This is a genomic window from Lactobacillus sp. WILCCON 0059 (assembly GCF_057197985.1).
This window is the reverse complement of the sequence record NZ_JBUBHN010000001.1, coordinates 951,395-977,485: the sequence shown is the minus strand read 5'-3', so window position 1 is coordinate 977,485 and position 26,091 is coordinate 951,395. Positions and strand designations below refer to the sequence as shown.

Genomic DNA, 26,091 nt, shown 5'->3' with positions numbered 1-26,091 from the left:
CAGCTAGTTTTTCTTTCCTATATCAGTTTATTCCATCCGCCAAATGCTGATGCCGACCTTTTTCCCGCTGGCCTTGTCCAGGGTCTTGGCCCACAGCTGCAGGGTAGTTTGATCGGCATACCAGACGGTATGGGTGCCATATTTGAAGTAGAGGGCGCCGCTGTTTTTATCGCGGACGGCCTTGGCCTTGTATTTCTTTTTAATTTGCTGAGCTTCAGGGCCTGTCACGGAAGTTACTTCATCCCCGTTAAAGTCAAAGCCCCCGTTTGACAAGGCATAAGAAATATTGCCTAAGCTGGAGAAGTCCTTGACCGTCTTCTTCAAGAACTTGTAGTCAGCCTTGGGTCCTGGATTCGTCCCGTAGCCATAAAGGTTGTAGCACATCACGACATATTCTGGTCCCTTAGGGAAGTTGATCTTGCTTACCGGCGTTGACGGCTCAAGCACGATCCGCAAGTCCAGTCCTGCCTTCTTAGTCCGGGCGTAGAGGGCTTTTTCAAAGACTAAAAACTTCTTCCACAGGCTGAGATTGTCCCTAATCTGCTCATAGTCGATTTCCACCCCGGTAAAATTGTACTTTTTGGCCAGAGCCACGACTTCTTTAGCATGCTTGTCCGCGTTTGACTTGCTGGACAGGAGGGTCTCCAAGAGCTCGGTGCTCTTGTCTGCCGTCCGGGTGTCATTAACCACGGTCATGTAGCGCTTGATCTTGCTGGTCTTGGCCGTAGTCCGCATTTCCTTGCCCAGCTTCTTGCTGCCATCTGCTAAAAAAAGCTCGTAGTTCTTGTTTTCATCGTAAAAAGCCGCGAAGGTCCCGACCGCGTCGATATTCTGGCTTTCTTTTTGAATGGTCTGCCAAGGCTTGTCTACGTCCCAGTAGACCGTCCAGGCAAACAAATCCCGGCCCTGGCTGAGTTTCGCCAAAGTCCCGGTCGCCTTCTTACTGGTCTGACTGGTCTTTGTCTCAGTTTTGCTCTTAGTCTGCTTGGCCTTTTGCCCCTGGCTGCATCCCCCGACTAACAGGCCCAGGGCCACAATACTCAAAAATTTGCTGATTTTCTTCATGACTGCTCCATTCTTACCGTTAAATTTCAGCAAAAAAGCTCTCCAGCTTTTTTCCTGGAGTAAAATAAAAGTGATATAAGGAGGACTGACACTTTTATGCAAGAACCCAAAATTTCCCGTGACCAGAGCAAGACTCTGGCCGCTACCAAATACGTCAAGCTTTACGACCTGGCTTATGAAAACGGGGTCCACTACTATGACGCTTCCAGAAGAAATCCTGACCAGCTCTTTGCCTTCAAGCAGGACCCAGAGCTTGGCAGCGCCCTGCCCGACGCGGCTTGCGCCTACGTCATCGTCAAAGAAGCGGGCCAGGAAGACAAGCTCCTGCTCTTTTATGAGTACCGGTATCCAGCCGGCAGCTACCTGCTCGGCGTGCCTGCAGGCTTGATTGACCCAGCTGACCTGGCCAGCTCCGACCCAATCAAAACAGCCATGATCCGCGAGATCAAGGAAGAAACAGGTTTTAGCGTCGGCGAAAATGACACGGTTGAAGTCATCAACCCCTTGGTCTTCACGGCTTCCGGCTTTAGCGATGAAAGCAACGCCATCGTCAAGGCTGTTATCCATGTCGATGACTTGTCCGCGCTTAACCACAAGGGCGCGGAAGGGACTGAAGTCTTTGGCGATTTCAAATTGGTTGACAAGGAAGAAGCCCGTCGCCTTTTAAAAGAAGGCAGAGACGACTATGGCCACTACCTGCCCTTGGTTGCCTGGGCAGCCCTGTGCTACTTTGTCAGTGACCTCTGGAAATAATTGTAGCAAGCCTTTGTTACATAGATATTACAAGACGAAAGCCACGGCAGAAAATGCCGTGGCTTTTTAGCGCAGTTGTATTTTTGAGAAGAGTTTATCAATGAGTAAGCTATGCCGTCAGCCCCAAATATGCCGTGGCGATGATGCCAAGTACAATAAAAGCAATGATGCTCCAATAAGTCAGCTTGGGCTTGTCCGGTTTGCATAAAACGTACCGTGTCATGCTTTTCCGCCCCCTTTAGTTAACAGAATAAACTAAGGAAGTAAAATCAAGTAAAAGGCTCTTATTAAATTAATGTAAATTTTAGGGCAGGACAGGCATTTTTGCAAATTATAAGACTGGCCGCAAGCTGACTTTTTCTTTGGCGACCGCGTCGATAAAGGCCTGGTCGTGGTCAACCAAAAGCATGGCCGGTTGCTCTTTTTTCAGCAGGTCAATCAGCTGGTCCTGGTTGAAAAGGTCCAAATAGTTGGCCGGTTCATCCCAAAGATAGAGGCTGGCTTCTTCAGTTAAGGACTTGGCTAGGGCCACCCGCTTCTTCTGCCCCTGGCTCATCTCCTCAATCTTTTGTTTAAAGGCCTCCCGCTCCAGGCCTAATTTTTTCAGCTGGTTTAAAAAGTTTTCGTAGTTTAAGCCATGTTCTTTGGCAAAAGCTTCCAGCCGGCCCCGGTAACTTGACAGGTCTTGGGGCAGGTAGCTGATTTTAAGCCCCGTCTGCAAATCCCAATCCCCTTGGCAGGCCAAATCTTCTTTCCCTAAAAGCCAGGAGAAAAAACTGGTCTTGCCGCTGCCATTTGGCCCGGTCAAAGCCACGATGCCTCGGCTGGACAATTCCAAATTCAGCCCCTTAAACAAGGTCCGGCCGGCAATCTCTAAGCTTAGATCGCGCCCGGTAAAGATGGTCTGGTGGTAATTGGGCTTAAAATTCAAGTTTAATGCCGGTGCTTCTTCAATATTGGACAAAAGTCCCTGCTTAGCTGCCTCCTCTTTTTCCTGCCGGCGGGCTACATTTTTCGACCGCTTCATTACTTTGGCAGCTCGCTTGCTCAAAAATCCCTTATCACTCAATTCTGCCCTGCGGTCCGGCTTGATTTTCCCCTTAGCATGGATGCTGCTCTCAGCTTTTTGTGCATTGGCCGCCAGCTGTTTGCGGCTCTTCTCCAGGCTCTTGATCTCCCGGCGCAGCTGCTGGTCTTTCTCTTGATTGGTCTGGTCTCGCTGCTTTTTGGTCACTTGGTAGCCGGCAAAGTCATCCTGGTAAAGGTGAATTTCCCCGTTCTCCAGGGCCAGGACATGGTCGCTGACTTCTTCTAAAAAAGTCCTGTCGTGGCTGACCACGATATAGCCGGTCTTGGATTTTTTCAGGTATTCAGCTACTTCTCGCCGGCTGGCGCTGTCTAAGTGGTTGGTCGGTTCATCCAGCAAGGGAAAGACGCCATCTTGGCTGAAGGCCAGGGCCAAAAGCAGCTTGCTCTGCTCTCCCCCGCTGAGAAGGCCAAAGGGCTGGTAGAGAAGTTCTGGCTCTAAGTTCAGCCGGTTCATTTCTTTTTCCAAGCGCCAGAGTTCAAAACCTGCTTCGTCCATCAAGCTGAAGTAGGCCGCTTCATCTTTTGGCAAAAAGCGAGGATAGTAAGTAAAGGTCAAAGGAGACTTGACTGCTCGCTGGTCTCCCAATTGTCCGGCCAAAAGACGGAGAAAGGTTGTTTTGCCCCGGCCGTTCCGGCCAACCAGGGCCAGCTTCCAGCTAGAGTCTAAATCCAGCGACAAATCACTAAAAATCGCTTCTGCCTGGCTGGGATAAGTGTAGGAAAGGTGCTTAATCTGAATATTTGTCATAATTTATACCTCGAAAAGAAAAAAGAGAGTCTGCACCCCTGCAATGGACAGACTCTCCGCGGCAAAAGCAGCGTCAATCTTGCAAAAGTGCATAGTAACCCCCTTGACCGCGCAACAAATAAAGCTGCTTGAATCATGATGGTTGCCTATGGAAAATGCAAGATTACAGACGCACCGCTTTCGCCTCCTTTTCGATCATTTATTTGCCTTGTATACTACCATAACTTGCGCAGGGCGAGCAAGCACTTTTTTAAACAGTTTTGCTAATATTCTAATTCTAAGGATTATTGCCCTATTTTTTATTTGTTTTATTATATTTCTCTCTACTAAAATTTAAGTAATTTTGCTTTCCTTTTCCGGTGAAAAGTTCTACAATAACGTTAACAGGAGGTATTTATATCATGTGTACAGCAATTACTTTCGCAACTGACGACCACTACTTTGGCCGTAATTTGGACCTGGACTTTTCTTACAATGAAACAGTCACCATCACTCCAAGAAACTATGTTTTCCCAATGCGGAAAGTACCGGACCTGGACAGCCACTATGCCATTATTGGGATGGCAACAGTTGTCGGCGACTACCCGCTTTACTATGACGCCGTCAACGAAGAAGGGCTGGGCATGGCCGGCTTGAACTTCGCGGGCAATGCCTACTACTTCCCTGACCAGGAAGGCAAGGACAACATTACTTCCTTTGAATTCGTCCCATACATTCTGGGGACCTGCAAGAGCGTGGCTGAAGCCAAGGAAGCCTTGAAGAACATCAGCATCTCTGCCGAAGACTTTTCAAAAGATTTCCCAACCAGTACCCTGCACTGGATGATCGCCGACAAGGACGCTTGCATCGTGGTTGAATCAATGGAAGACGGCCTGCACGTTTACGACAACCCAGTCGGCGTCATGACCAACAACCCGCCATTCCCGATTATGAAGTTCGCCTTGAATGACTACTACGCCCTTTCAGCTCACCGTCTGGACCACAAGTTTGCTGACGGCGTTGAACTCACTGAATACTCCCGCGGCATGAGCGGTTTAGGCCTGCCGGGCGACTTGTCCAGCAAGTCCCGCTTCGTCCGCTGCGTCTTCACCAAGTACAACAGTCTCTGCGACAAGGATGAAGCCAGCTCAGTCAACCAATTCTTCAAGATCCTGGGCTCAGTTGAACAAGTCAAGGGCCTGTGTGAAGTTACCCCAGGCGAATATGAATACACCATCTACTCATCCTGCATGAACCAGGAAAAGGGGATCTACTACTACACCACCTATGGCAACCCGGATGTCCACGCCGTAGACATGCACAAGACCGACCTGGACAGTAAGGAACTGACCAGCTACAAGCTGCAAAAGGACCTGCAATTCCACTTCGACAACTAAACTTATTTTTTAAACATATAGTAAAAACCAGTCCACTGCTTACAGTGAACTGGTTTTCTTCTGTCATTCTGCTTTATTTGCTATTTTCTTCTGCTTCCGCTGGCATAGCCGGGAAAATAACCGTAAAGGTTGACCCCTTGCCTAACTCACTTTCCAGGCGGATGGTCCCGTGGCACTGCTGAACGGCATGCTTGACGATCGACAGGCCCAGGCCCGTCCCCCCAGTCTTGCGGCTGTGGCTCTTATCCACCCGGTAAAAGCGTTCAAAAATGCGGCTCTGGGCTTCTTGGGGAATCCCAATCCCAGTATCTGCCACCTGCAAGATTGCCTGGCCCCGGTGCTTCTTAACCGTGACCTTGGTCTTGCCCTTTTCCTTGTTGTAGCGGATGCTGTTGTCAATCAAGTTGTAGGCAATTTCATAGACGAGACGGAAGTTGGCAATAATCATGCAGTCGCCCAAGTCAGTTTCCAGCTTGATTCCGTGCCGGTCAGCTGACCCCTGCAGGGCTTCCAAAGCCTCCGTCACCGGACTCTTCAAATTAAGCTTGATTTCTTCAAAGCGCTGGTTTTCATCCAGGTGGGACAAGCGAATAATGTCGTCAATCAAGGTCAAGAGCTGGGCTGAAGATTCGTGGATCTTCTTGTAAAAGCCGTCCCGGTCCTCTTCTTTGACCAAATGGTTTTCCAAAAGCTCTGCTGATCCCATGATCGACTGGAGAGGCGTCTTCAGTTCATGCGACACGTTAGCCGTGAATTCCCGCCGGACCTGCTCTTCATGGTACTCTTCCGTCACGTCAACCACCAAGATCGAAGTCCCCTTCAAAATCTTGCGACTGGTAATCGGACTGGCGCTGATCTGAATGTTGCGGCCATTTCTTTCAACAATTCCCTCAGCATGGGCCAAGCGGCTGTTTTGATCAATAATCTCCTTGACGTCAGCTGGCAATGGATCGCTGTCGTGCAAACCCAAAAGCGAAACGACAGCTGGGTTAGATAGAAGGATCTTGTCTTCCAGGTCAATCAAGATCAAGCCCTCTTGCATGGCATCAGTCACTGTCTTAAATTCCTTCTCCCGATGGTGCAGCTGTTCCATTTGATCAGCAATCTGCTTGTTTTGGCTGTCCAGCCGGGTCAAAAGCGGCTTAATTTCATCATAGGCCTTGCTTTCCAGCGGTTTGTCCAAATCCATCTCATTCAGCGGCTTGACAATCGACTGTGAGATTGTCTTAGCCAGGAACCAGGAAACCAAAACAGCCAAGAGCATGATCAGCAAAAGTGGCGACAAGAGCCGGAGCAGCATTCGCCAGAAGGAGTTTCTGGTGATTGCCACCCGGATGACCCCGCCGTTTTTGAGCCGCTCCGCGTAGTACATGGTCACGGTTGACAAAGTAGTGCTGTAGCGTTCACTTGTCCCCGTGCCATTTTTCATTGCTTCAGCGACTTCCTCGCGGTGGGCATGGTTGCCCATCTTCTTTGGATTCTCTTCATTGTCGTAGAGAACCTTGCCCTTGGAATTTATCCAAGTAATCCGGTAGTTCTCTCCTTTAAGGCTCTTGAGATACTTCTTGCCGCTGGTATTTACCCCGCTGGCCGCCAGGTCAGCCTGAGAAGCCAGGGCTGCCATCTCATTATGGTCAAAGTCAATGCTCAAGACAATAGCGCTCAACAAGACAGCAAAGAAGAGAACCAGGGAAGTCAGCAAAAAACTTGCTCGAAATATCTTCTTAAACATTAGTCTGCTTCATGGTAGCGATAACCGACCCCGCGCACTGTTTCGATATGCTTACCAGCCTCACCCAGCTTTTGTCTCAAGGTTCTCACGTGAACGTCAACCGTGCGCGTTTCACCGTAAAAACCAGTCTCCCAGATCTGATCCATGATTTCTTCCCGAGAAAAGACGGTTCCCGGATGAGTGATCAAGAGCTTCAAGAGTCCATATTCTTTCAAAGTTAAATCGACTTGGTGGCCGTTTTCGAAAACTTCATGCCGTTTCAAGAGAATCTTGATCCCGTCTTTCTCGATCTTGTCCTCCTTCTTGTGGTTGGTCCGCCGCAAGACGGCCTTGACCCGGGAAACCATTTCCATCATCCCGAAGGGCTTGGTTAAGTAGTCATCTGCCCCAGAGTCCAGGTTCTTGACCTTGTCATATTCAGCCGTCTTAGCACTGGCAATGATGACCGGCAAGTCTTCGGTCGCGGAAGTAGATCTGATCTGGTGGAGGATTTCACTGCCGTCTTCATCAGGCAGCATCAAGTCCAAAATCACCAAATCAGGCCGGTTATTGTCCAGGGCCTTGAAAAAAGATTGTCCATCTTCAAAGCCGCGGACCTTGAAGTTCATTGATTCCAGCGTGTACATTTCGATTTCGCGGATGCTTTCGTCGTCTTCCACGCACCAAATTTCAGTCATAAAAAATCCCCTTAACCTTTCTTAAACTTAATTATAGTTGACAACCATAATCATTCACAAGAGTGGTAAGGGGAATTTCATGGACTTATCTGCCAGCCTTGCCGGTAGTTACAAATAAGGACCATTTAGCAATATTGACGGCGTGATCGCCGATTTTTTCAAAGTACTTAGCGACCATCATCAAATTGATCAAATATTCCGGGTTGCCATCCTTGTTGAAGTTATCGATCAAAAATGCCTTCGCTTTGTCAAAGCTTTCGTCGACTTGGTCATCGCGGCTGATAACCGCCTTGGCCAACTCATCATTTTTCGTAGCCAAAGCAGTTACCGCGTCGTTGACCATGCCAGTAGCGATTTGGGACATGCTCTTCAAGTTCAGCATGTCGTTGGCCACTGAAAGGTGCTCATTAAGTACCAGGTCAGCGATGTCCGCGCCGATTTCACCGATTCTTTCCAAGTCATAAACTGCCTTTAAAGATGCGCTGATCACCCGCAGGTCGGTGGCAACCGGCTGCTGCTCCATCAAAAGGCGCAGGCAGGTGTCTTCAATATCACGCTCACTCTTGTGGATGCGGTGGTGCAGGTTGATCGTGTCCTCTGCTTCATGGTAGTTGCCGGTAAACAGAGTATCAGTTGATTCAGAAATGGTTTCCTTGCAAAGCTGGCCGATTTCTTCCATCGCTTCTTGCAAGTGGTCCAATTCTCTATCAAATCTCGTTCTCATTTTTGGCCTCCTCTAGCCTTAACCGAACCGACCGGTGATGTATCTTTCAGTTCTTTCATCCTTAGGCATGGAAAAGAGCTGGTCAGTTTCACCGAATTCAACCAGGTCACCCAAGAGGAAGAAGCCAGTCTTGTCAGAGATACGTACAGCTTGTTGCATGTTGTGCGTAACGATGACGATCGTGTAGTTCTTCTTCAGTTCCAAGGCCAATTCTTCAATTTTAGAGGTTGAGATCGGGTCCAGAGCACTGGTCGGTTCGTCCATCAACAATACTTCTGGCTTGACAGCCAGGGCCCGGGCAATGCAGAGTCTTTGCTGCTGACCACCGGACAGACCCAGGGCTGACTTCTTCAGCCGGTCCTTCAGGTCGTCCCAAATAGCTGCCTGCTTCAAAGAAGTTTCAACGATTTCGTCCAGTTCCTTCTTGTCAGTAATCCCGTGGATCCGCGGACCGTAGGCAACGTTATCGTAAACGCTCATCGGGAACGGGTTTGGTCTCTGGAAGACCATGCCGACTCTTTGCCGCAGGACGGTCACGTCCAGGTCACCATTGTAGATGTCAGTGCCATCCAGCTTAACTGAACCATCGATGCGGCAGCCTTCAACCAGGTCATTCATTCTGTTGAGTGACCGCAAAAGAGTTGACTTCCCGCAGCCTGACGGGCCGATGAAGGCAGTAATTTCATTCTTTTGAATGTGCATGTTGACGTCATGCAAGGCGTGGAAATCGCCGTAGTAAAGATTCAGATTTTCGATTGTAATTTTGTCTTCCATCATTAATTTCCTCCGTTATTGCGCTTGCGCATCTTGTCTGAAATGCGGCGCGTAACCAAAGTGAAGAGCAGGGCCAAAACGACCAGAACTGCTGAAGTAAAGTTGGCGATCTGGGTAGCTGACGGGTTCAAGGCCCCTTCAGTTCTCATGACCCAGATGTGCAGGGACAGGGTTTCACCACTTCTGAACGGATTCAACGGTGAAGTTGGTGAGGTAACCTTCCAGAAGTTTTGCCAGTTGATGTAAGTTGACTGGCCGGAAGTGTACAAAAGGGCAGCGGCTTCACCGAACCCACGGCCGGCAGCCATGATTACCCCGGTCAAGATCTGCGGCATGGCCGCTGGAATCAAGACCTTGCGGATGGTTTCAGACTTGGTCGCGCCCAGGCCCAGGGAACCTTCCTTGTATTCCACCGGCAAAGACCGGATGGCGTTATTGGTTTCAGTAGTTATCAGAGGAATAGAAAGAATTGAGATCGTCAAGGCACCTGCCAGGATGTTCCAAGACATCCCGGTCCACATAATGAAAGCCAGGTAGCCAAACAAACCGATAACAATGGATGGCAGGGATGACAATGATTCAATACTGATTTCAAACATTGTCAGGAACTTGCCTTCCTTGGCGTATTCAGCCAGGTAGACCCCAGCCCCGATGCCGATCGGCACTGAGAATAACAGTGAGAGGAAAACTAAGTAAATAGTGTTGAAGAACTGGTTGAAAATCCCGTTCCCGGCTGCTCCCAGGAAGTCCCACTGGAAGCCTTTCAAGCCGTCAAAGATGATTGAAAGGGTCAAGTAGAGCAGGAAAGCCAGCATAATCCAGCCGATGGCGTAGAAAAATCCCGTCATCAGCCGATCTTTTCTTTTAGCACGGCTCATGTTTATTTTTCCTTCTTTCCATTGCCAAGCTTGTGAATCAAGACGATCAAAACGATTGAGATGATGAAGAGCAAGAGGGCCATTGACCACAGAGCTAAGTTGTATTCCCCGCCCTGGGCCGTGTTACCCATGTCGGCGGCGATTGCACTGGTCAAGTTGCTGGTTGGTGACAAAAGACTCGTTGCAAATGATCGGGTCTTACCGATAACCATGGCTACGGCTAAAGCTTCACCGATTGCCCGGGCCAGACCCAGGATGATCCCGGTTAAGATACCGCCAGAAGCGGCTGGCAAAACAACCTTGCCGATGACTTGCCAGCGGGTTGCACCCAAACCGTATGCCCCTTCTCTGTAGCTGTTTGGCACCGCCTTGATGGCGTCAGCGGCCACAGTAGTGATCGTTGGGAAGATCATGATGGCTAAGACGATTGAGGCTGCCAGGACTGAGAAACCGCCCATCTTCGGGTGGAAGATGTTTCTGATCAAAGGAACCAGCTTGGTCAGGCCAAACCAACCATAAACAACGGATGGGATGCTGACGTAGATTTCAGTAGCTGGACGGAAGAATCTTTCACCGATTTTCGGTGAGATTTCGGTCATGTAAACGGCTGAGCCGATAGCAAATGGCAGGCAGATGATCAAGCCCAGCAAGCAGGTTTCCAGGGAACCAACGATGTAAATAGCAGCCCCGACTTTGCCCCCGAACATGCCGGTCTTGTCAAGTGGTGCCCAATCACTGGTAAACAGGAACTCCCAAACGCTGTGATGAGCCTTGAGGAAGGTCTGGCTGCCTTGGTAGAGCAGGAAGGCCCCCATCAGAAGAGTCAAAGCAACGATCAAGAGACCACAGGCGATGTAGACCGCGCGCCAGCGCTTATCGCTGGCAATTGCTTTTTGAACTACTTTGTCCATAATGCCTTATTTCTCCTTCTTACTTTGTACGGGTGGCTTTAGCGGCAGCCGTCAGCTTGGATGCTAAGCCATAGCCCATGGCTTCGATCTTTTTACCGTATTCCTTGCTGAGCATCTGCTTCAAGAATGCCTTGGCAGCACCCTTTGGCTGGCCCTTAGTGTACATGTGTTCATAGCTCCAGACAGTGTACTTGCCGTTGTAAACGTTCTTCAGCGTCGGCTTGATGCCGTCAATTGATACGATGCCAACTTGCGGGTCACCAGTCAGGTATGACAGGGACACGTAGCCAATTGAGCCTTGAACGCTTTGGATCATTTGAATCAAAGTACCTGAGTCGTCAGTTTCCAGAGACTGGTTGGACTGGCTGGCGTGCTTCTTTAAAGCGTATTGCTCGAAAGTTGCCCGGGTACCTGATGAAGATGGTCTTGAAACCAGAACGATCTGGCAGTCATTGCCGCCGACCTGCTTCCAGTTGGTTACCTTGCCAGTGAAGACCTTGATCAGCTGTTCAGTGGTCAAGTTCTTGACCCCAGCATCCTTGTTAATGATTGGGGCAATCGCGGTAATGGCCACCTGGTGGTCAACCAGCTTGCTGGCTGACTTCTTATCCAGCTTTTCTTCAGCGAACAAGTCTGAGTCCCCGATGTCGATGGTACCGTCAGAAACTTGCTGCAGCCCCTGGCCGGACCCACCCCCGTTAGTGTTGATGACACTGTCCGGGTTCTGGTCCATGAAAGTCTTGGCCGCGCTCTGCGCTAAAGGCAGAAGGGCGGATGACCCGGCGATGTTGACTGTCCCGGAAACTCCCTTGGTATCAGCTTTGGAGCTGCCGATTACGCAGCCGGTGACGATTGCCAGCAAAACAAGCGCAACAATAGCGACTTTGGTTTTTTTGCGTGACATGTTTATTCCTCCTTGAATTCTTACTGATTCAATCTTAATGGAGGCAAGTTAAATGCATTCAGTGATGATTGTTAAATCAATGTAAAATACTTAATTTATCTAAAGCCACGGCAGTTTCTTAACAAAATTTCAAAGCTTTCGCAAGGCTCTACTTTACTTTTTCAGTTTATTTTGCTTAATTAACTTATTTTTTACACTGCGAAATAGCAGCGCTTACATCCCTTTTCCAGCCGCCTTTACACGAATTTAACTTTACTAAAAAAGGCCAATTTTCCATCCGCTTTGGACAGAAATATATGTTAAAATCTATATGTAAACAGTTTTATTAATAAAGATATTATTTGAGGAAAAACACATGCTAGCTTGGTTTTCAGCCTTCTATTCCCGCAATCACACTTTTCTCCTGCAAGCTTTTTTGATAGCTTTGATTAGTGATCAGTTATTTTTTAAAGAAGAAACCATCCCTAAACGGATTGGCAAAAGTCTTGGAGCCTTCCTTCTGTCATTAAACACGTCCATGATCATGACCGTCTGGCTCTACCAAAAATTGAGTCCCATACTTAGTTTCAATGCTTTGAGCGACTTCTTTTTGGCAACCAGCCTCATCCTTTTGACCTTGCTTTTGGTCATTGCCCTTTATCAACGCTTGATAAATAAGAAGGCTTCCGTGGCCCTCTTCACCTACTGTCAATTTGTCATTGCCGCCGAAATATCCTCTCTTCTGGCCAATCAAGATTGGCAATGGGACTTCTTCACCATTCTTTTAACTCTTGGCCTGTACTTCCTCTTTAGAAAGGAAATTCTCTACATCAGCCAGGAACATACCGTAATCACTGAAGACAGCCGTTTTTTCTGGTCTACCCTGCTTTGCATGGTCCTGGTTGTTGCCCAGGCTGAATTTCCCCGCATGTTTCTTGACGGCAGCAACTCGGCAATGCCCACCCCCATCGGCTACGTGGTCAGCATTTTAGCCCTGATTTCCTGCATCATGTACATCGTGTTCATGAAGTATAATATTTTCAGCATTACACGCTATGAAAACTACCTGCAAAAATACAGCGATGATCCCTTAACTGGTTCCAAGAATCTTTACTACTTTTTGGAACATTCTGACGATATTATCAAGCAGCTGCCCCAAAACAAAGATTTGTTCATTTTTTACAGTTCCCTGGTCAATTTGCATGACTACAACCTGGCTAACGGCTACCAGGCCGGGACCAACCTGCTCAAGCAGGTTCATCGCAAGTTAAAAGAAAATTTTCCTGAAACTGCTATCGTTCGCAGCGGCGGCAGCCACTTTATCGGCGTAATCGTCGGAGATGAAGAGAAAAAATTCCTCTCTATTGCCCAAGATATTGCTACTGGAAGCAGAGGTGAGACACTCCTTTTTAAGGTTGGCCTGGCGCCTTTTACGCCAAGCAGCAAGCTTCTGCGCCGCCAGCGCACTACCGACCTGGTTCATGTTCTCGACCAAGCAGGCAGCGCCTTAAACTCTGTCAAAGATACAACAGATGTAATCGGTGTCTATAATGATGAATTAGCCAAAGCCGATGAAATCCGGGTACATGTTTTGGAAAATATCGATCAAGCCTGCCAGGACAACTGGCTCAAGATTTACTATCAGCCCTTGATTGACATTAAGACCATGAAATTGGCCGAATGCGAAGCGCTGTCGCGCTGGATTGACCCGGCTTACGGCTTTCTTTCACCAGACAAGTTCATTCCGGTCCTGGAAGCAAACCAGATAGTCTACAAGGTCGACTGCCATGTTTTGGAAGGCTATGGCCTGGATACTCAAAAGTTAATGGAAGAAGGAAGAGAGATTTTCCCGATCAGCTTCAACATTTCCAGAACAGACTTAGAAGCTTGCGATATTTACCAAAAAATTGAGCAGACGGTCGCCGAATATGGACTCAGCCGCAGTCAGGTGCACATCGAAATTACCGAAAGTGCCCTTAATGGCAGCCAGGCTATGGTTGAAGCGGTCCAGCGCTTCCACGACTTGGGCTATCAAGTCTGGATGGATGACTTTGGCAGTGGCTATTCCAGCTTAAACGTCCTCAAAGATTACAATTTCGACGTCATCAAGATCGACATGGTCTTCCTCCGGAAGTTCGACGACCGGTCCAAAACAATCGTTGCCAACATCTGCCGGATGGCTAAAGAATTAGGCATCAAAACCGTTTGTGAAGGGGTTGAAACCCAGGAGCAATTCGACTTTCTTAAAGAAGCCGGCTGTGATCTAGCCCAAGGTTTCCTTTTCAGCCCACCAGTTCCTCTAGATGACCTTTACAAGAAAATGGCAGCTTATTTATAGGCAAGACAAAACCGCTAGTCGCGTGACTAGCGGTTTTTACATGTTTATTTTTCAATTACTATTTACCAGAGCCGGCAGCAACCGCAACAAAGCAAACCACGGCCAAGATCAAAAGCAGCCAGAGGACGATCTGCCAAATCAAGGCCAGAGTAATCCAGCCTTGCATTTGATTTAACTGTTCGTCCTTTCGCTTGATAAAAAGGTAAATTGCCGGCACTATCCCGAAGATCGGCCAAACATAAGCCGCAACCAACAGAATGATCAGCCAAACATTGTAAACGAATGAATTTGAGTCCTTCATTTTTTGCTCCCCCTGTTTGCAAAAGTCTTTTAATTCTGCCTTCAGTTTAACAAAAGCAAGCCTTTTTGACAATCGTTCTACCTGTTCCTTTACTGCAAATAAGCGAATTCGAAGTAGTAGCTGCCGTTGTAGATCAGCCCCTTGACCTTGCTATTCAGCATCCAGGCACTGCCGGATTGAACCAGCGGCGTTACCCCCTGGTCGGTCATCAAGATATTTTCCGCCTTGGCCAAAAGCTGCATCCGCTGCTTGGATGAAGAAACAGTCTTTGACTTAGCGATCAGCTGGTCATACTGCTTGTTTGCCCACTTGCCGGAATTGTAGCTGTTGCTCGAAGTCATGCAGTCCAAAAATGAAATTGGGTCGGCAAAGTCAGCATTCCAGCCGCTCACGCAGGCTTCAAAATTGCCGCTGTCCATCTTTGCAAACTGGGACTTGGTTGGCAGGCTCTGCACCTTGACGGAAATCTGTTTGCCAAAAGCCGTTTCCAAAGCACTTTGGATGTATTCGCCAATTGCCTTTGAGCTGTCGTCATCAGCCGTCAGCAAGGTGAAGGATAACTTCTTCAGCTTCAAGTCCTTGAGAGCCGCTTTAAAGGCCGTCTGAGCGGCTTTTTTGTGGTAGCTGGTGATTTGCTTGGTCGTCTTATCCTGGGCCAGCTGGGTAAAGTCCTGCCCGTCTACCTTGGTCATATCAGCCGCGGTAAAGGTCGTCGCGCCGGTAAAGCCGCCGCCCAGGGTCTTAGCCAGGGCCTTCCGGTCAAGCGCCATGGACACTGCCTGACGGAGCTTGGTGCTCTTAAATTTAGCCAGTTTGGTATTGAACTGCATGTAGGTCGTGCCGTTGTTCTTTCTGATCACGTAGCCGGCCTGCTTTTGCAGGTTTTTAGCCGCCTGGGCGCTCAAAATGGCCGTGTCCAGCTTGCCATCCTGGTAAAGGTTGTAGGCAGTCGACGGTGACTTTTCAACCGTGAAGTTAATCTGAGACAGTTTGACGGCCGATTTGTTCCAATAGTTCTTGTTCTTGACCATCTTCCATGACAGGTTGGCCCCAGTCCAGCCTTTTTGAATGAATGGCCCATTGAAAACAGTGGTCTTGGAAGAAGTGCCATACTTGCTGCCATATTTTTCAACAGCGCTTTGGCTTTCCGGAAAAAAGACCGGGAAGGCCATCAAGAGCTTGAAGTATGGCAGTTTGTGCTCCAATTTGACCTGCAGCTTGTACTTGCCAAGAGCTTTCACGCCAAGGCTTGCCGGCGACTTCTTCCCTGCCACGATCGCGTCAGCGTTCTTGATACCGGAGAAGATATAGCTGTATTGGGACGCGGTTTTTGGATTAACCGTCCGCTGCCAGGAGTAGACGAAGTCTTTAGCGGTAACCGCCTGCCCGTTTGACCACTTGCCGTCTTTACGCAAAGCAAAAGTCCAGGTCAGCCCGTCCTTGCTTTGGACTGCCTTAGTCGCCAGGGCATTCTTGACCTGGTTGTTTTTGCCTAACTGATACAGGCCCTCCATGGTGTTTTCCATCTGAGTGAAAGAAGTCGTGTCAGTTGCCTTAGATGGGTCCATAGTGATGATTTCCGCTGAAGTCATCCAGTTCAGCACCTGCTTTTCACTTACTCCCTTGCTTTGCCCGCAGGCCGTCAAAAACGCCCCAGAAAACAAAACAGCAGCACCAGCCAATAAAGATTTTCCCTTGTTCAATTCCAATACCTCGCATAAACAATTAACAGTTTCCAGTTAACGATGCCATTGGCGCGAACAGAAAAAATCTCACAGCCGTGCTGCTTGAAGATTATTCAAGAATTTTTGCATTAAGAGCAAAAACATGACAAAAATCGGCTCGCCTTACCAACGACACCGCCAAGCCTGCAAGTATTGATACCAGCTTGAGTCATGCTATTTGCTCCTTTCTAAATAAAAATCGTTCTTCCTAATATGCTTACTATACTAACACACTTTCAGCTTTATGCAAGCCATTTTGGCAAAAAGAGGATAAAAAGCAGTTTCTTTCATAACTTTCCTGCAAATGAAAGCAAAAAAAGAGCGCCTCCTCAGAGTCGCTCCAAATTATAGCGGTGATCGGGGTCGAACCGATACGTCCGTAATGGACACCAGATTTTGAGTCTGACGCGTCTGCCAATTCCGCCACACCGCCGTAATATTAAACTTGAATAGCGGTGATCGGGGTCGAACCGATACGTCCGTAATGGACACCAGATTTTGAGTCTGACGCGTCTGCCAATTCCGCCACACCGCCATGCTATTCTACTTGGCCGTTAAGCCTAAGGCGGGGATCGGAGTCGAACCGACGATTAAGGTTTTGCAGACCTCTGCCTTACCACTTGGCTACACCGCCACGATTATTCTTTTCTGCCCTTCGGCTAGGGCGGTATGTGGGAATCGAACCCACGTATGCTGGATCCACAAACCAGTGTGTTAACCACTTCACCAATACCGCCATATTTTCTTAACAGGGATAGTAGGAATTGAACCCACACCGACGGTTTTGGAGACCGTAGTTCTACCTTTAAACTATATCCCTATTATGGAGGAAAGTGGATTCGAACCACCGAACTCAGAGAGAGCGGTTTTACAGACCGCCGCGTTTAGCCACTTCGCTATTCCTCCATTTTCAATGGCGCGGGACGGAATCGAACCGCCGACACATGGAGCTTCAATCCATTGCTCTACCAACTGAGCTACCGAGCCATCAAACGGTCCATGCGGGATTTGAACCCGCGATCTCCTCCGTGACAGGGAGGCGAGATAAACCACTGCTCCAATGGACCATATTGCGGGAGCTGGATTTGAACCAACGACCTTCGGGTTATGAGCCCGACGAGCTACCAGACTGCTCCATCCCGCGATAATAAAAAGGAGGATGTGGGATTTGAACCCACGCACGAGTCGCCCCGTCTAACGGTTTTCAAAACCGTCCCCTTAAGCCACTTGGGTAATCCTCCAGATAATGGATAGAAAATATTCAATTCTTGCCTTCCGGCAATGACCCGTACGAGATTTGAACTCATGTTACCGCCGTGAAAGGGCGGTGTCTTAACCACTTGACCAACGGGCCAGATGGAGGATACAGGGCTCGAACCTGTGACCCTCTGCTTGTAAGGCAGATGCTCTCCCAGCTGAGCTAATCCTCCGATGCACCCAGTAGGACTTGAACCTACAACCTTCTGATTCGTAGTCAGACACTCTATCCAGTTGCGCTATGGGTGCATTATTCAATTAAGCATCGCTTGATGCTAAGCGGAAGACGGGATTCGAACCCGCGACCCCCACCATGGCAAGGTGATGTTCTACCACTGAACTACTTCCGCGTATATCTCTTGATCGGGAAGACAGGATTTGAACCTGCGACCCCCTGGTCCCAAACCAGGTGCTCTACCAAACTGAGCCACTTCCCGATACTCCGCCTGTCAGACTCGAACTGACGACATCCTGATTAACAGTCAAGCGCTCTACCAACTGAGCTAAGGCGGAATTTTCTTTTGCATCTCGGCGACGCAACAATTAATATTTTACAGGGCTTAGGGAAAATGTCAACACTTTTGGTAGAAAAAATCAAAATCTTTCTTGCAAGGCCTTTCCCACTTATCTTTTTAAAATCATTTTAATTCAGACTTGATTTTTCTCTCATTCGTTTTACAATAGATCTTAATTAAAAAAGCAAGCCATAAAAAGACGAGTAAAGGCGGGCAACCTCCAGTGAGCTGATGACAGTGGAAATTCAGCAGGCTCTGCCCTCCTTGAATAACACTTTTTCAGCTGCCAACCGAAAGGCTTCTGCCCAGTAGACTTGGCCGGTTCTGGTCCGTTACCGCCGGATGAGCATAATTGTGCTCAAGAAGCTGGCTCTATTGACAGAGCAATTTGGGTGGTACCGCGGAACAAAGCCTTTCGTCCCTAACTGGGGAGCGAAGGGCTTTTTCTTTGCTTGGCGACCCTTTTTTCATTAAACAGCAATTTTTACTTGCTTAAATTATTTTTTGCTTAGAAAGAAAGAGGCAGCAAACATGTGCGGATTTTTAGCTATCGACTCCAAAGAATTTGACTTGAAAACCTTCGACGAAGCCCTGGTCAAGTGCCAAGACCGGGGGCCGGACATGACCAAGGTCTTTGATGAAAGAGACATAACTTTCGGTTTCAACCGCCTGGCCATCATGGACTTGACGGAAAGCGGGATGCAGCCTTTTGAAACCCTGGACTGCACCCTGGTCTGCAACGGGGAAATCTACAACTACCCGGAACTGAAAAAGAACCTGGAAACTGACTACGAATTTACTTCCAGCAGCGACTGCGAGGTTCTGATCCCCCTCTACCGCAAATACGGGATCGAGACGATGGTTAAAATGCTGGATGGGGAATTTGCCTTCGTCCTTTATGACCACCTCTCAAAGACGATTTACGCGGCTAGAGACATCATCGGCATCCGGCCCATGTTCTATGGCTTTACCAAAAAAGAAGGCAAGATCGCTTTCGCTTCTACTGGCAAGAACCTGCTTGACCTCTGCGGCGAGATTCACCCCTTCCTGCCTGGCCACTACTATGATGGGGAAAAGATCGTCGCCTACCATGAACCAGATCTTACGCCAAAGATGAGCACTGATGATTTTGAGGCCGCGACTCACAAGATTCATGACCTGTTGGTTGAATCAGTTGACCAGCGCCTGGCCTCAGACGCCCCAGTCGGCTACCTCCTTTCAGGGGGCCTTGACTCCTCCCTCGTCTGCTCTATCGCTGCCCGCCTGCAGCCTGACACCAAGATCAGAACTTTTGCCATTGGGATGGACCAAAACCCGATCGACCTTAAATATGCCCGGGAAGTGGCTGACTACCTGGGGACTGACCACACGGAATTCATTATGACCAGAGAAGATGTGCTGGGCGTTTTAAGAGAAGTCATCTACACTTTGGAAACTTGGGACATTACCACCATCCGGGCTTCAATCGCTATGTACATTCTTTGCAAGAAGATCCACGAAACGACTGACTTGAAGGTCATCTTGACTGGTGAATGCTCTGATGAGCTTTTTGGCTATAAGTACACTGACTTCGCTCCAAGCCCGGAAGAATTCCAAAAAGAAGCAGCCAAGCGCCTTAGAGAGCTCTATATGTACGACGTGCTGCGGGCTGACCGCTGTATTTCCGCCAACTCTTTGGAAGGCAGAGTACCCTTCGCTGACCGGGAATTCGTCGACTATGTCATGAGTGTTGACCCAGATCTCAAGATGAACCACTACCACAAGGGCAAGTACTTGCTCCGGAAGGCTTTTGAAGAAGGCGACTGGCTGCCGCGCGACATCCTTATGCGGGAAAAAGCAGCCTTCAGCGACGCCGTGGGCCACTCCATGGTAGATGACCTTAAGGAATACGCTGAAAGCAAGTACAGCGATGAAGACCTGGCAAAAGCCGGCGAAAAGTACCCATACCGGACGCCATTTACCAAGGAATCTCTTCTTTACCGGGATATTTTTGAAGAATTCTACCCTGGCAAGGCTGACTGGATCAAGGACTACTGGATGCCAAACAGAAGCTGGAAGAGCCTGGAAGGAGTTATGGATCCAAGTGCCCGGGTTCTCAGCAACTACGGGGCCAGCGGTGAATAAGGAAAAAAGAAAAATAAAATAAAAACAAAAAGGACTGGAAGCTAATCCAGTCCTTTTTTGACTTCCCAAAAGGCTAAAGCACTAGCAGCAGCAACATTTAAAGAGTCCACCCCTTCAGCCATCGGAATCTTGATCGTATAGTCGCTCTCAGCGATCGTTTGCGGCAACAAGCCTGGTCCTTCAGAACCCAGAATTACAGCCAGGCGATCTGCTTCTTTTAAGACCGGATCGTCGATATCAACCGTATTGTCTCTTAAAGCCATAGCCGCGGTCTTAAAGCCCAATTCCTGCAAGCTGGCCACGCCCTTTTCCCGCCAAAGGGTTTTATCCAGATAAGTCCAAGGTACTTGAAAGACCGTCCCCATGCTGACCCGGCCGCTTCTCCGGTATAAAGGATCACTAGAGTCTGTCGTGATCAAGACCCCATCCATGCCTAGAGCGGCGGCTGAGCGGAAAATGGCCCCGACATTGGTCGGATTAACGACGCTCTCTAAGACCCCAACTCTGGCATGCTTGGGCAAGGCAGCGGCAAATTCAACCAGACTTGGCCGTTTTTTTCTTCTAAAAGCACAGATGGCACCGCGAAGCAGATTATAGCCTGGCAGCTGGCGCAAAAGCTCTGATTGGGCAATAAAGATCGGAAAATCAGGCAAGTGATCGTGGTTAGCGGCCAACTCCCGGTCAAAGTCTGCCAAATCACGTTCTAAGGCCTTTTCCTCCACCAGCATGGCGATTGGCTCATAGCCAGCCCTAATTGCCCGTTCGATTACTTTGGGACTCTCAGCGATGAAAATACCGGCTTCTGGCTCATAGTAGTGAAAGAGCTGGGCTTCATTGTAGTCCGTAAACAGCTTCAGTCTGGGATCATCAAAAGCCTTAACTCTGATCAGATTATTTTCTCTGTCAATTCTGTCCATGTCTTTATATCTTTCTTCGTACTTTTACAAGTGTACTTAATCTCTATACCCTCACCTATTTTACTATAGAAAACAAAAAGAGCCAGACTTCCGTCTGACTCTTGTCTCGCGCGGCAGCTTCCTATCCTCGCAGGCAGTTTCCCACCAACTACTTTCGGCGTTAAGAAGCTTAACTGCTGTGTTCGGCATGGGAACAGGTGTATCCTTCTTGCCATTGCCACCGCACTCTCTTTGAGCTTGCACGCTCAAAACTGAATATCTTTCCAAGTCAAAACCTCATTGCTTCGCTCTTTTGGTCAAGTCCTCGACTGATTAGTACCGGTCCGCTCCAAAGCTCACGCTTCTTCCACTCCCGGCCTATCTACCTCATCGTCTCTGAGGTGTCTTACTTTCTTAAAGAAATGGGAAATCTCATCTTGAGGGGGGCTTCGCACTTAGATGCTTTCAGCGCTTATCCCGTCCGCACATAGCTACCCAGCGATGCCTTTGGCAAGACAACTGGTACACCAGCGGTGCGTCCATCCCGGTCCTCTCGTACTAAGGACAGCTCCTCTCAAATTTCCTGCGCCCACGACGGATAGGGACCGAACTGTCTCACGACGTTCTGAACCCAGCTCGCGTGCCGCTTTAATGGGCGAACAGCCCAACCCTTGGGACCGACTTCAGCCCCAGGATGCGACGAGCCGACATCGAGGTGCCAAACCTCCCCGTCGATGTGAACTCTTGGGGGAGATAAGCCTGTTATCCCCAGGGTAGCTTTTATCCGTTGAGTGATGGCCCTTCCATGCGGTACCACCAGATCACTAAGCCCTACTTTCGTACCTGCTCGAGTTGTCTCTCTCGCAGTCAAGCTCCCTTTTACCTTTACACTCTGCGAATGATTTCCAACCATTCTGAGGGAACCTTTGGGCGCCTCCGTTACACTTTAGGAGGCGACCGCCCCAGTCAAACTGCCCGTCAAACACTGTCCTCGGCCTGGATCACAGGCCTGAGTTAGAGCATCCGTCAAGCAAGGGTAGTATCCCAACAGCGCCTCAGATAAGACTGGCGTCCTATCTTCTCCGGCTCCTACCTATCCTGTACATGCTTGACAGATACCCAATATTAAACTGCAGTAAAGCTCCATGGGGTCTTTCCGTCCTGTCGCGGGTAACCCGCATCTTCACGGGTATTATAATTTCACCGAGTCTCTCGTTGAGACAGTGCCCAAATCATTACACCTTTCGTGCAGGTCGGAACTTACCCGACAAGGAATTTCGCTACCTTAGGACCGTTATAGTTACGGCCGCCGTTTACTGGGGCTTCAATTCAAACCTTCGCTTGCGCTAAGCTCTCCTCTTAACCTTCCAGCACCGGGCAGGTGTCAGCACCTATACTTCATCTTACGATTTTGCAGATGCCTGTGTTTTTGATAAACAGTTGCTTGGGCCTTTTCACTGCGGCTGATCTTGCGACCAGCGCCCCTTCTCCCGAAGTTACGGGGCCATTTTGCCGAGTTCCTTAACGAGAGTTCTCTCGCTCACCTGAGGATACTCTCCTCGACTACCTGTGTCGGTTTGCGGTACGGGTGCACCGTCTCTGGCTAGAAGCTTTTCTCGGCAGTGTGACGTCGCAGCCTTCGCTACTTTAATTTCGCTCCTCATCACGCCTTGTCCTTATGAGAGCAAGCATTTGACTCGCTCTCAGACTTGACGCTTGAACGTGGTATCCAGCACCACGCGCTGCTAGCCTCCTGCGTCCCTCCATCGCTCATAACGATTCGGTGCAGTACAGGAATCTCAACCTGTTGTCCATCGACTACGCCTCTCGGCCTCGCCTTAGGTCCCGACTTACCCTGGGCGGACGAGCCTGCCCCAGGAAACCTTAGTCTTGCGGCGGACAGGATTCTCACCTGTCTTTCGTTACTCATACCGGCATTCTCACTTCTAGAAGCTCCACATGTCCTCTCGGTCATGCTTCACCGCCGCTAGAACGCTCTCCTACCACGTGCATAATGCACATCCACAGTTTCGGTATCATGCTTAGCCCCGGTAAATTTTCGGCGCGGCGTCACTCGACTAGTGAGCTATTACGCACTCTTTGAATGATGGCTGCTTCTGAGCCAACGTCCTAGTTGTCTGCGCAACTCCACATCCTTTTCCACTTAGCATGAATTTTGGGACCTTAACTGGTGATCTGGGCTGTTTCCCTTTCGACTACGGATCTTATCACTCGCAGTCTGACTCCCGCACATAAATGTCTGGAATTCGCAGTTTATCTGAATTCAGTAACCCTTGACGGGCCCCTAGTCCAAACAGAGCTCTACCTCCAGCATCCTCTTTGCGAGGCTAGCCCTAAAGCTATTTCGGAGAGAACCAGCTATCTCCAAGTTCGTTTGGAATTTCACCGCTACCCACAACTCATCCCCGCAATTTTCAACTTACGTGGGTTCGGTCCTCCAGCGCGTTTTACCGCGCCTTCAACCTGGTCATGGGTAGGTCACTTGGTTTCGGGTCTGCGTCAGCCAACTGCTCGCCCTCTTCAGACTCGCTTTCGCTGCGGCTCCGTCTTTTCTGACTTAACCTTGCTGACTAACGCAACTCGCCGGTTCATTCTACAAAAGGCACGCCATTACCCCTTAACGGGCTTTGACTACTTGTAGGCACACGGTTTCAGGTTCTCTTTCACTCCCCTCCCGGGGTTCTTTTCACCTTTCCCTCACGGTACTGGTTCACTATCGGTCACTGGTTAGTATTTAGCCTTGCGAGATGGTCCTCGCGGATTCAAACGGGATTTCACGTGTCCCGCCCTACTCAGGATACTGATAGGCCTTCTTTGGATTTCGCTTACGGGGCTCTCACCCTCTCTGGCGCGTCTTCCCAAACGCTTCTGCTATCCTCTGAAGTGCCATGTTTCAGTCCTACAACCCCGGCAGATAAATCTGCCGGTTTGGGCTCTTTCCTGTTCGCTCGCCGCTACTTGGGAAATCGATATTTCTTTCTCTTCCTGCAGCTACTTAGATGTTTCAGTTCACTGCGTGTTCCTTTCTTGTGCTATGTATTCACACAAGAATAGCATGTCTGCACATGCTGGGTTCCCCCATTCGGAGACCTCCGGATCAAAGCCTACTTACGGCTCCCCGAAGACTTTCGCGGTTAGTCGCGTCCTTCATCGGCTTCCAGTGCCAAGGCATTCACCGTGCGCCCTTCTTCACTTGACCTTGCAAGTTTGTTCTTTCGAACTCTCTCGGTCGCTTTGCAATGTTTTCATTGATCTCAATGATTCTCGGTTTTTTCTTGGAATTAAGATATTCAGTTTTCAACGTACAAACTTGGCCTTGCGGCCAATGGAGGCAAACGGGATCGAACCGATGACCTCCTGCTTGCAAAGCAGGTGCTCTCCCAGCTGAGCTATGCCCCCGTAAATATCAACTTTTAAGATGTTACTCCATCTTGGCCGAAATGTAAAGACTTTTCTTTGCATTTCAATGGGCCTGGATGGACTTGAACCATCGACCTCACGCTTATCAAGCGTGCGCTCTAACCAGCTGAGCTACAGGCCCAAGTTCTTATTGTTGGTACTCTCAAAACTGAACAAAGTTTCTTTTGCAGTGTGCTTCCGTAACTCACAATCGTCTATTAGTGTTCCCACTCTCTGATTGTGTGTCTTTCCTTAGAAAGGAGGTGATCCAGCCGCAGGTTCTCCTACGGCTACCTTGTTACGACTTCACCCCAGTCATCTGCCCTGCCTTAGGCGGCTGACTCCTAATGGTTATCCCACCGACTTTGGGCATTGCAGACTTCCATGGTGTGACGGGCGGTGTGTACAAGGCCCGGGAACGTATTCACCGCGGCGTGCTGATCCGCGATTACTAGCGATTCCAGCTTCGTGCAGGCGAGTTGCAGCCTGCAGTCCGAACTGAGAACAGCTTTAAGAGATCCGCTTGCCTTCACAGGTTCGCTTCTCGTTGTACTGCCCATTGTAGCACGTGTGTAGCCCAGGTCATAAGGGGCATGATGACTTGACGTCATCCCCACCTTCCTCCGGTTTGTCACCGGCAGTCTCTCTAGAGTGCCCAACTTAATGATGGCAACTAAAGACAAGGGTTGCGCTCGTTGCGGGACTTAACCCAACATCTCACGACACGAGCTGACGACAGCCATGCACCACCTGTCTCTGCGTCCCCGAAGGGAAAGACTTATCTCTAAGTTTTGCACAGGATGTCAAGACCTGGTAAGGTTCTTCGCGTTGCTTCGAATTAAACCACATGCTCCACCGCTTGTGCGGGCCCCCGTCAATTCCTTTGAGTTTCAACCTTGCGGTCGTACTCCCCAGGCGGAGCGCTTAATGCGTTTGCTGCGGCACTGAGAACCGGAAAGTCCCCAACACCTAGCGCTCATCGTTTACGGCATGGACTACCAGGGTATCTAATCCTGTTCGCTACCCATGCTTTCGAGCCTCAGCGTCAGTTGCAGACCAGAGAGCCGCCTTCGCCACTGGTGTTCTTCCATATATCTACGCATTCCACCGCTACACATGGAGTTCCACTCTCCTCTTCTGCACTCAAGAATGACAGTTTCCGATGCAGTTCCACGGTTGAGCCGTGGGCTTTCACATCAGACTTATCATTCCGCCTGCGCTCGCTTTACGCCCAATAAATCCGGACAACGCTTGCCACCTACGTATTACCGCGGCTGCTGGCACGTAGTTAGCCGTGACTTTCTGGTTGATTACCGTCAAATAAAGACCAGTTACTGCCTCTATCCTTCTTCACCAACAACAGAGCTTTACGATCCGAAAACCTTCTTCACTCACGCGGCGTTGCTCCATCAGACTTGCGTCCATTGTGGAAGATTCCCTACTGCTGCCTCCCGTAGGAGTTTGGGCCGTGTCTCAGTCCCAATGTGGCCGATCAGTCTCTCAACTCGGCTACGCATCATTGCCTTGGTAGGCCTTTACCCCACCAACTAGCTAATGCGCCGCGGGCTCATCCTAAAGTGACAGCTTACGCCGCCTTTCAAACTTGAATCATGCGATTCATGTTGTTATCCGGTATTAGCACCTGTTTCCAAGTGGTATCCCAGTCTTTAGGGCAGATTGCCCACGTGTTACTCACCCATCCGCCGCTAGCGTCCAACAAATCATCCCGAAGGAATCTTTGAATTCAGCTCGCTCGACTTGCATGTATTAGGCACGCCGCCAGCGTTCGTCCTGAGCCAGGATCAAACTCTCAATTTGAAAATTGAGCTCTTTTTAATCTGCTCCAGATTATTTGCTTGCGAATTGACTTCGCTTATTTGTTTGGATCAAACTTTGTTTGACCCGC

16 protein-coding genes, 18 tRNA genes and 3 rRNA genes are annotated in these 26,091 nt (G+C 49.3%); 4 read left to right on the top strand and 33 right to left on the bottom strand.

What is annotated here, in order from left to right; all coding sequences use genetic code 11:
- Positions 1-27 precede the first annotated feature (27 nt).
- A complete protein-coding gene (locus tag ACYVUT_RS04765) occupies positions 28-1,098 on the bottom strand; it encodes a glycoside hydrolase family 18 protein (RefSeq protein ID WP_484501541.1) in 1,071 nt (356 codons plus the stop codon).
- A gap of 63 nt (positions 1,099-1,161) precedes the next feature.
- On the opposite strand from ACYVUT_RS04765, the gene ACYVUT_RS04760 reads away from it, so the two are divergent.
- Entirely contained in the window at positions 1,162-1,818 is a 657-nt protein-coding gene (locus ACYVUT_RS04760) for an NUDIX hydrolase (protein ID WP_484501540.1), read from the top strand.
- Positions 1,819-2,149: 331 nt separating this feature from the next.
- On the opposite strand, the gene abc-f is transcribed toward ACYVUT_RS04760, so the two are convergent.
- The gene (abc-f, locus tag ACYVUT_RS04755) at positions 2,150-3,655 is read right to left on the bottom strand and encodes a ribosomal protection-like ABC-F family protein (RefSeq protein WP_484501539.1); all 1,506 of its coding nucleotides are present in this window, start codon (positions 3,653-3,655) and stop codon (positions 2,150-2,152) included.
- A gap of 401 nt (positions 3,656-4,056) precedes the next feature.
- Here abc-f and bsh point away from each other — a divergent pair, with 401 nt between their 5' ends.
- Positions 4,057-5,031 (top strand): choloylglycine hydrolase, encoded by a 975-nt coding sequence (bsh, locus tag ACYVUT_RS04750; RefSeq protein WP_439775914.1) that lies wholly within the window; start codon positions 4,057-4,059, stop codon positions 5,029-5,031.
- A 73-nt stretch (positions 5,032-5,104) separates the two neighbouring features.
- Here bsh and ACYVUT_RS04745 read toward each other — a convergent pair whose 3' ends face one another.
- The 7 genes from ACYVUT_RS04745 to ACYVUT_RS04715 form a co-directional block, all read right to left on the bottom strand.
- Positions 5,105-6,763, bottom strand: coding sequence for a sensor histidine kinase (locus ACYVUT_RS04745; RefSeq protein WP_439775915.1), 1,659 nt, complete (start codon positions 6,761-6,763; stop codon positions 5,105-5,107).
- Positions 6,763-7,440 (bottom strand): response regulator transcription factor, encoded by a 678-nt coding sequence (locus tag ACYVUT_RS04740; protein WP_439775916.1) that lies wholly within the window; start codon positions 7,438-7,440, stop codon positions 6,763-6,765. Before ACYVUT_RS04740 ends, ACYVUT_RS04745 begins: the two co-directional genes overlap by 1 nt.
- Before the next feature lie 85 nt (positions 7,441-7,525).
- Complete coding sequence (phoU, locus tag ACYVUT_RS04735) at positions 7,526-8,164, bottom strand: phosphate signaling complex protein PhoU (protein WP_439775917.1); 639 nt, start codon at positions 8,162-8,164, stop codon at positions 7,526-7,528.
- An 18-nt stretch (positions 8,165-8,182) separates the two neighbouring features.
- The gene (pstB, locus tag ACYVUT_RS04730) at positions 8,183-8,941 is read right to left on the bottom strand and encodes a phosphate ABC transporter ATP-binding protein PstB (RefSeq protein WP_439775918.1); all 759 of its coding nucleotides are present in this window, start codon (positions 8,939-8,941) and stop codon (positions 8,183-8,185) included.
- The gene (pstA, locus tag ACYVUT_RS04725; RefSeq protein WP_439775919.1) at positions 8,941-9,816 is read right to left on the bottom strand and encodes a phosphate ABC transporter permease PstA; all 876 of its coding nucleotides are present in this window, start codon (positions 9,814-9,816) and stop codon (positions 8,941-8,943) included. The genes pstB and pstA overlap by 1 nt, the downstream gene beginning before the upstream one ends.
- Positions 9,817-9,818: 2 nt before the next feature.
- On the bottom strand, positions 9,819-10,727 hold the full coding sequence (pstC, locus tag ACYVUT_RS04720) for a phosphate ABC transporter permease subunit PstC (protein WP_439775920.1): 909 nt from the start codon (positions 10,725-10,727) through the stop codon (positions 9,819-9,821).
- A gap of 19 nt (positions 10,728-10,746) precedes the next feature.
- Positions 10,747-11,631: a phosphate ABC transporter substrate-binding protein gene (locus tag ACYVUT_RS04715; protein ID WP_439775921.1), complete on the bottom strand. Its 885-nt coding sequence runs from the start codon at positions 11,629-11,631 to the stop codon at positions 10,747-10,749.
- A gap of 355 nt (positions 11,632-11,986) precedes the next feature.
- Here ACYVUT_RS04715 and ACYVUT_RS04710 point away from each other — a divergent pair, with 355 nt between their 5' ends.
- On the top strand, positions 11,987-13,948 hold the full coding sequence (locus ACYVUT_RS04710; RefSeq protein WP_484501538.1) for an EAL domain-containing protein: 1,962 nt from the start codon (positions 11,987-11,989) through the stop codon (positions 13,946-13,948).
- A 58-nt stretch (positions 13,949-14,006) separates the two neighbouring features.
- Here the strand turns inward: ACYVUT_RS04710 and ACYVUT_RS04705 are convergent, their stop codons facing one another.
- The 18 genes from ACYVUT_RS04705 to ACYVUT_RS04620 form a co-directional block, all read right to left on the bottom strand.
- Positions 14,007-14,249, bottom strand: coding sequence for a hypothetical protein (locus ACYVUT_RS04705; RefSeq protein ID WP_439775923.1), 243 nt, complete (start codon positions 14,247-14,249; stop codon positions 14,007-14,009).
- Positions 14,250-14,338: 89 nt separating this feature from the next.
- Positions 14,339-15,958, bottom strand: a complete 1,620-nt coding sequence (locus ACYVUT_RS04700; protein ID WP_484501537.1) for a peptide ABC transporter substrate-binding protein — start codon at positions 15,956-15,958, stop codon at positions 14,339-14,341.
- 363 nt (positions 15,959-16,321) lie between these two features.
- Positions 16,322-16,406 (bottom strand) — tRNA-Leu (locus tag ACYVUT_RS04695).
- 17 nt (positions 16,407-16,423) lie between these two features.
- A tRNA-Leu gene (locus tag ACYVUT_RS04690) sits at positions 16,424-16,508 on the bottom strand.
- Positions 16,509-16,536: 28 nt separating this feature from the next.
- Positions 16,537-16,607 (bottom strand) — tRNA-Cys (locus ACYVUT_RS04685).
- A 29-nt stretch (positions 16,608-16,636) separates the two neighbouring features.
- A tRNA-His gene (locus ACYVUT_RS04680) sits at positions 16,637-16,709 on the bottom strand.
- 13 nt (positions 16,710-16,722) lie between these two features.
- Positions 16,723-16,793, bottom strand: a tRNA-Trp gene (locus tag ACYVUT_RS04675).
- A 4-nt stretch (positions 16,794-16,797) separates the two neighbouring features.
- Positions 16,798-16,879: transfer RNA gene (locus tag ACYVUT_RS04670), tRNA-Tyr, on the bottom strand.
- An 8-nt stretch (positions 16,880-16,887) separates the two neighbouring features.
- Positions 16,888-16,960, bottom strand: a tRNA-Phe gene (locus tag ACYVUT_RS04665).
- Positions 16,961-16,966: 6 nt separating this feature from the next.
- Positions 16,967-17,040 (bottom strand) — tRNA-Asp (locus ACYVUT_RS04660).
- A gap of 3 nt (positions 17,041-17,043) precedes the next feature.
- Positions 17,044-17,117, bottom strand: a tRNA-Met gene (locus ACYVUT_RS04655).
- Positions 17,118-17,126: 9 nt separating this feature from the next.
- Positions 17,127-17,214: transfer RNA gene (locus ACYVUT_RS04650), tRNA-Ser, on the bottom strand.
- Between the two features lie 41 nt (positions 17,215-17,255).
- Positions 17,256-17,327 (bottom strand) — tRNA-Glu (locus ACYVUT_RS04645).
- A 3-nt stretch (positions 17,328-17,330) separates the two neighbouring features.
- Positions 17,331-17,403, bottom strand: a tRNA-Val gene (locus ACYVUT_RS04640).
- A 2-nt stretch (positions 17,404-17,405) separates the two neighbouring features.
- Positions 17,406-17,479 (bottom strand) — tRNA-Arg (locus tag ACYVUT_RS04635).
- Positions 17,480-17,508: 29 nt separating this feature from the next.
- A tRNA-Gly gene (locus ACYVUT_RS04630) sits at positions 17,509-17,580 on the bottom strand.
- A 13-nt stretch (positions 17,581-17,593) separates the two neighbouring features.
- Positions 17,594-17,667: transfer RNA gene (locus ACYVUT_RS04625), tRNA-Pro, on the bottom strand.
- A 3-nt stretch (positions 17,668-17,670) separates the two neighbouring features.
- Positions 17,671-17,743, bottom strand: a tRNA-Asn gene (locus tag ACYVUT_RS04620).
- Between the two features lie 533 nt (positions 17,744-18,276).
- Between ACYVUT_RS04620 and asnB the strand changes: the two genes are divergently transcribed.
- A complete protein-coding gene (gene asnB, locus ACYVUT_RS04615; RefSeq protein ID WP_484501536.1) occupies positions 18,277-19,869 on the top strand; it encodes an asparagine synthase B in 1,593 nt (530 codons plus the stop codon).
- A gap of 41 nt (positions 19,870-19,910) precedes the next feature.
- Here the strand turns inward: asnB and ACYVUT_RS04610 are convergent, their stop codons facing one another.
- The 6 genes from ACYVUT_RS04610 to ACYVUT_RS04585 all read right to left on the bottom strand — a co-directional run bounded on the left by ACYVUT_RS04610 (position 19,911) and on the right by ACYVUT_RS04585 (position 26,003).
- Positions 19,911-20,786: a TrmH family RNA methyltransferase gene (locus tag ACYVUT_RS04610; RefSeq protein WP_484501535.1), complete on the bottom strand. Its 876-nt coding sequence runs from the start codon at positions 20,784-20,786 to the stop codon at positions 19,911-19,913.
- Positions 20,787-20,894: 108 nt separating this feature from the next.
- A 5S ribosomal RNA gene (rrf, locus tag ACYVUT_RS04605) occupies positions 20,895-21,011 on the bottom strand.
- Positions 21,012-21,078: 67 nt separating this feature from the next.
- A 23S ribosomal RNA gene (locus tag ACYVUT_RS04600) occupies positions 21,079-23,985 on the bottom strand.
- Positions 23,986-24,112: 127 nt separating this feature from the next.
- Positions 24,113-24,185: transfer RNA gene (locus tag ACYVUT_RS04595), tRNA-Ala, on the bottom strand.
- A 68-nt stretch (positions 24,186-24,253) separates the two neighbouring features.
- Positions 24,254-24,327, bottom strand: a tRNA-Ile gene (locus tag ACYVUT_RS04590).
- A 114-nt stretch (positions 24,328-24,441) separates the two neighbouring features.
- Positions 24,442-26,003, bottom strand: a 16S ribosomal RNA gene (locus tag ACYVUT_RS04585).
- Together the 16S, 23S and 5S rRNA genes with 2 tRNA genes alongside form the textbook arrangement of a ribosomal RNA operon.
- Positions 26,004-26,091: the final 88 nt, after the last annotated feature.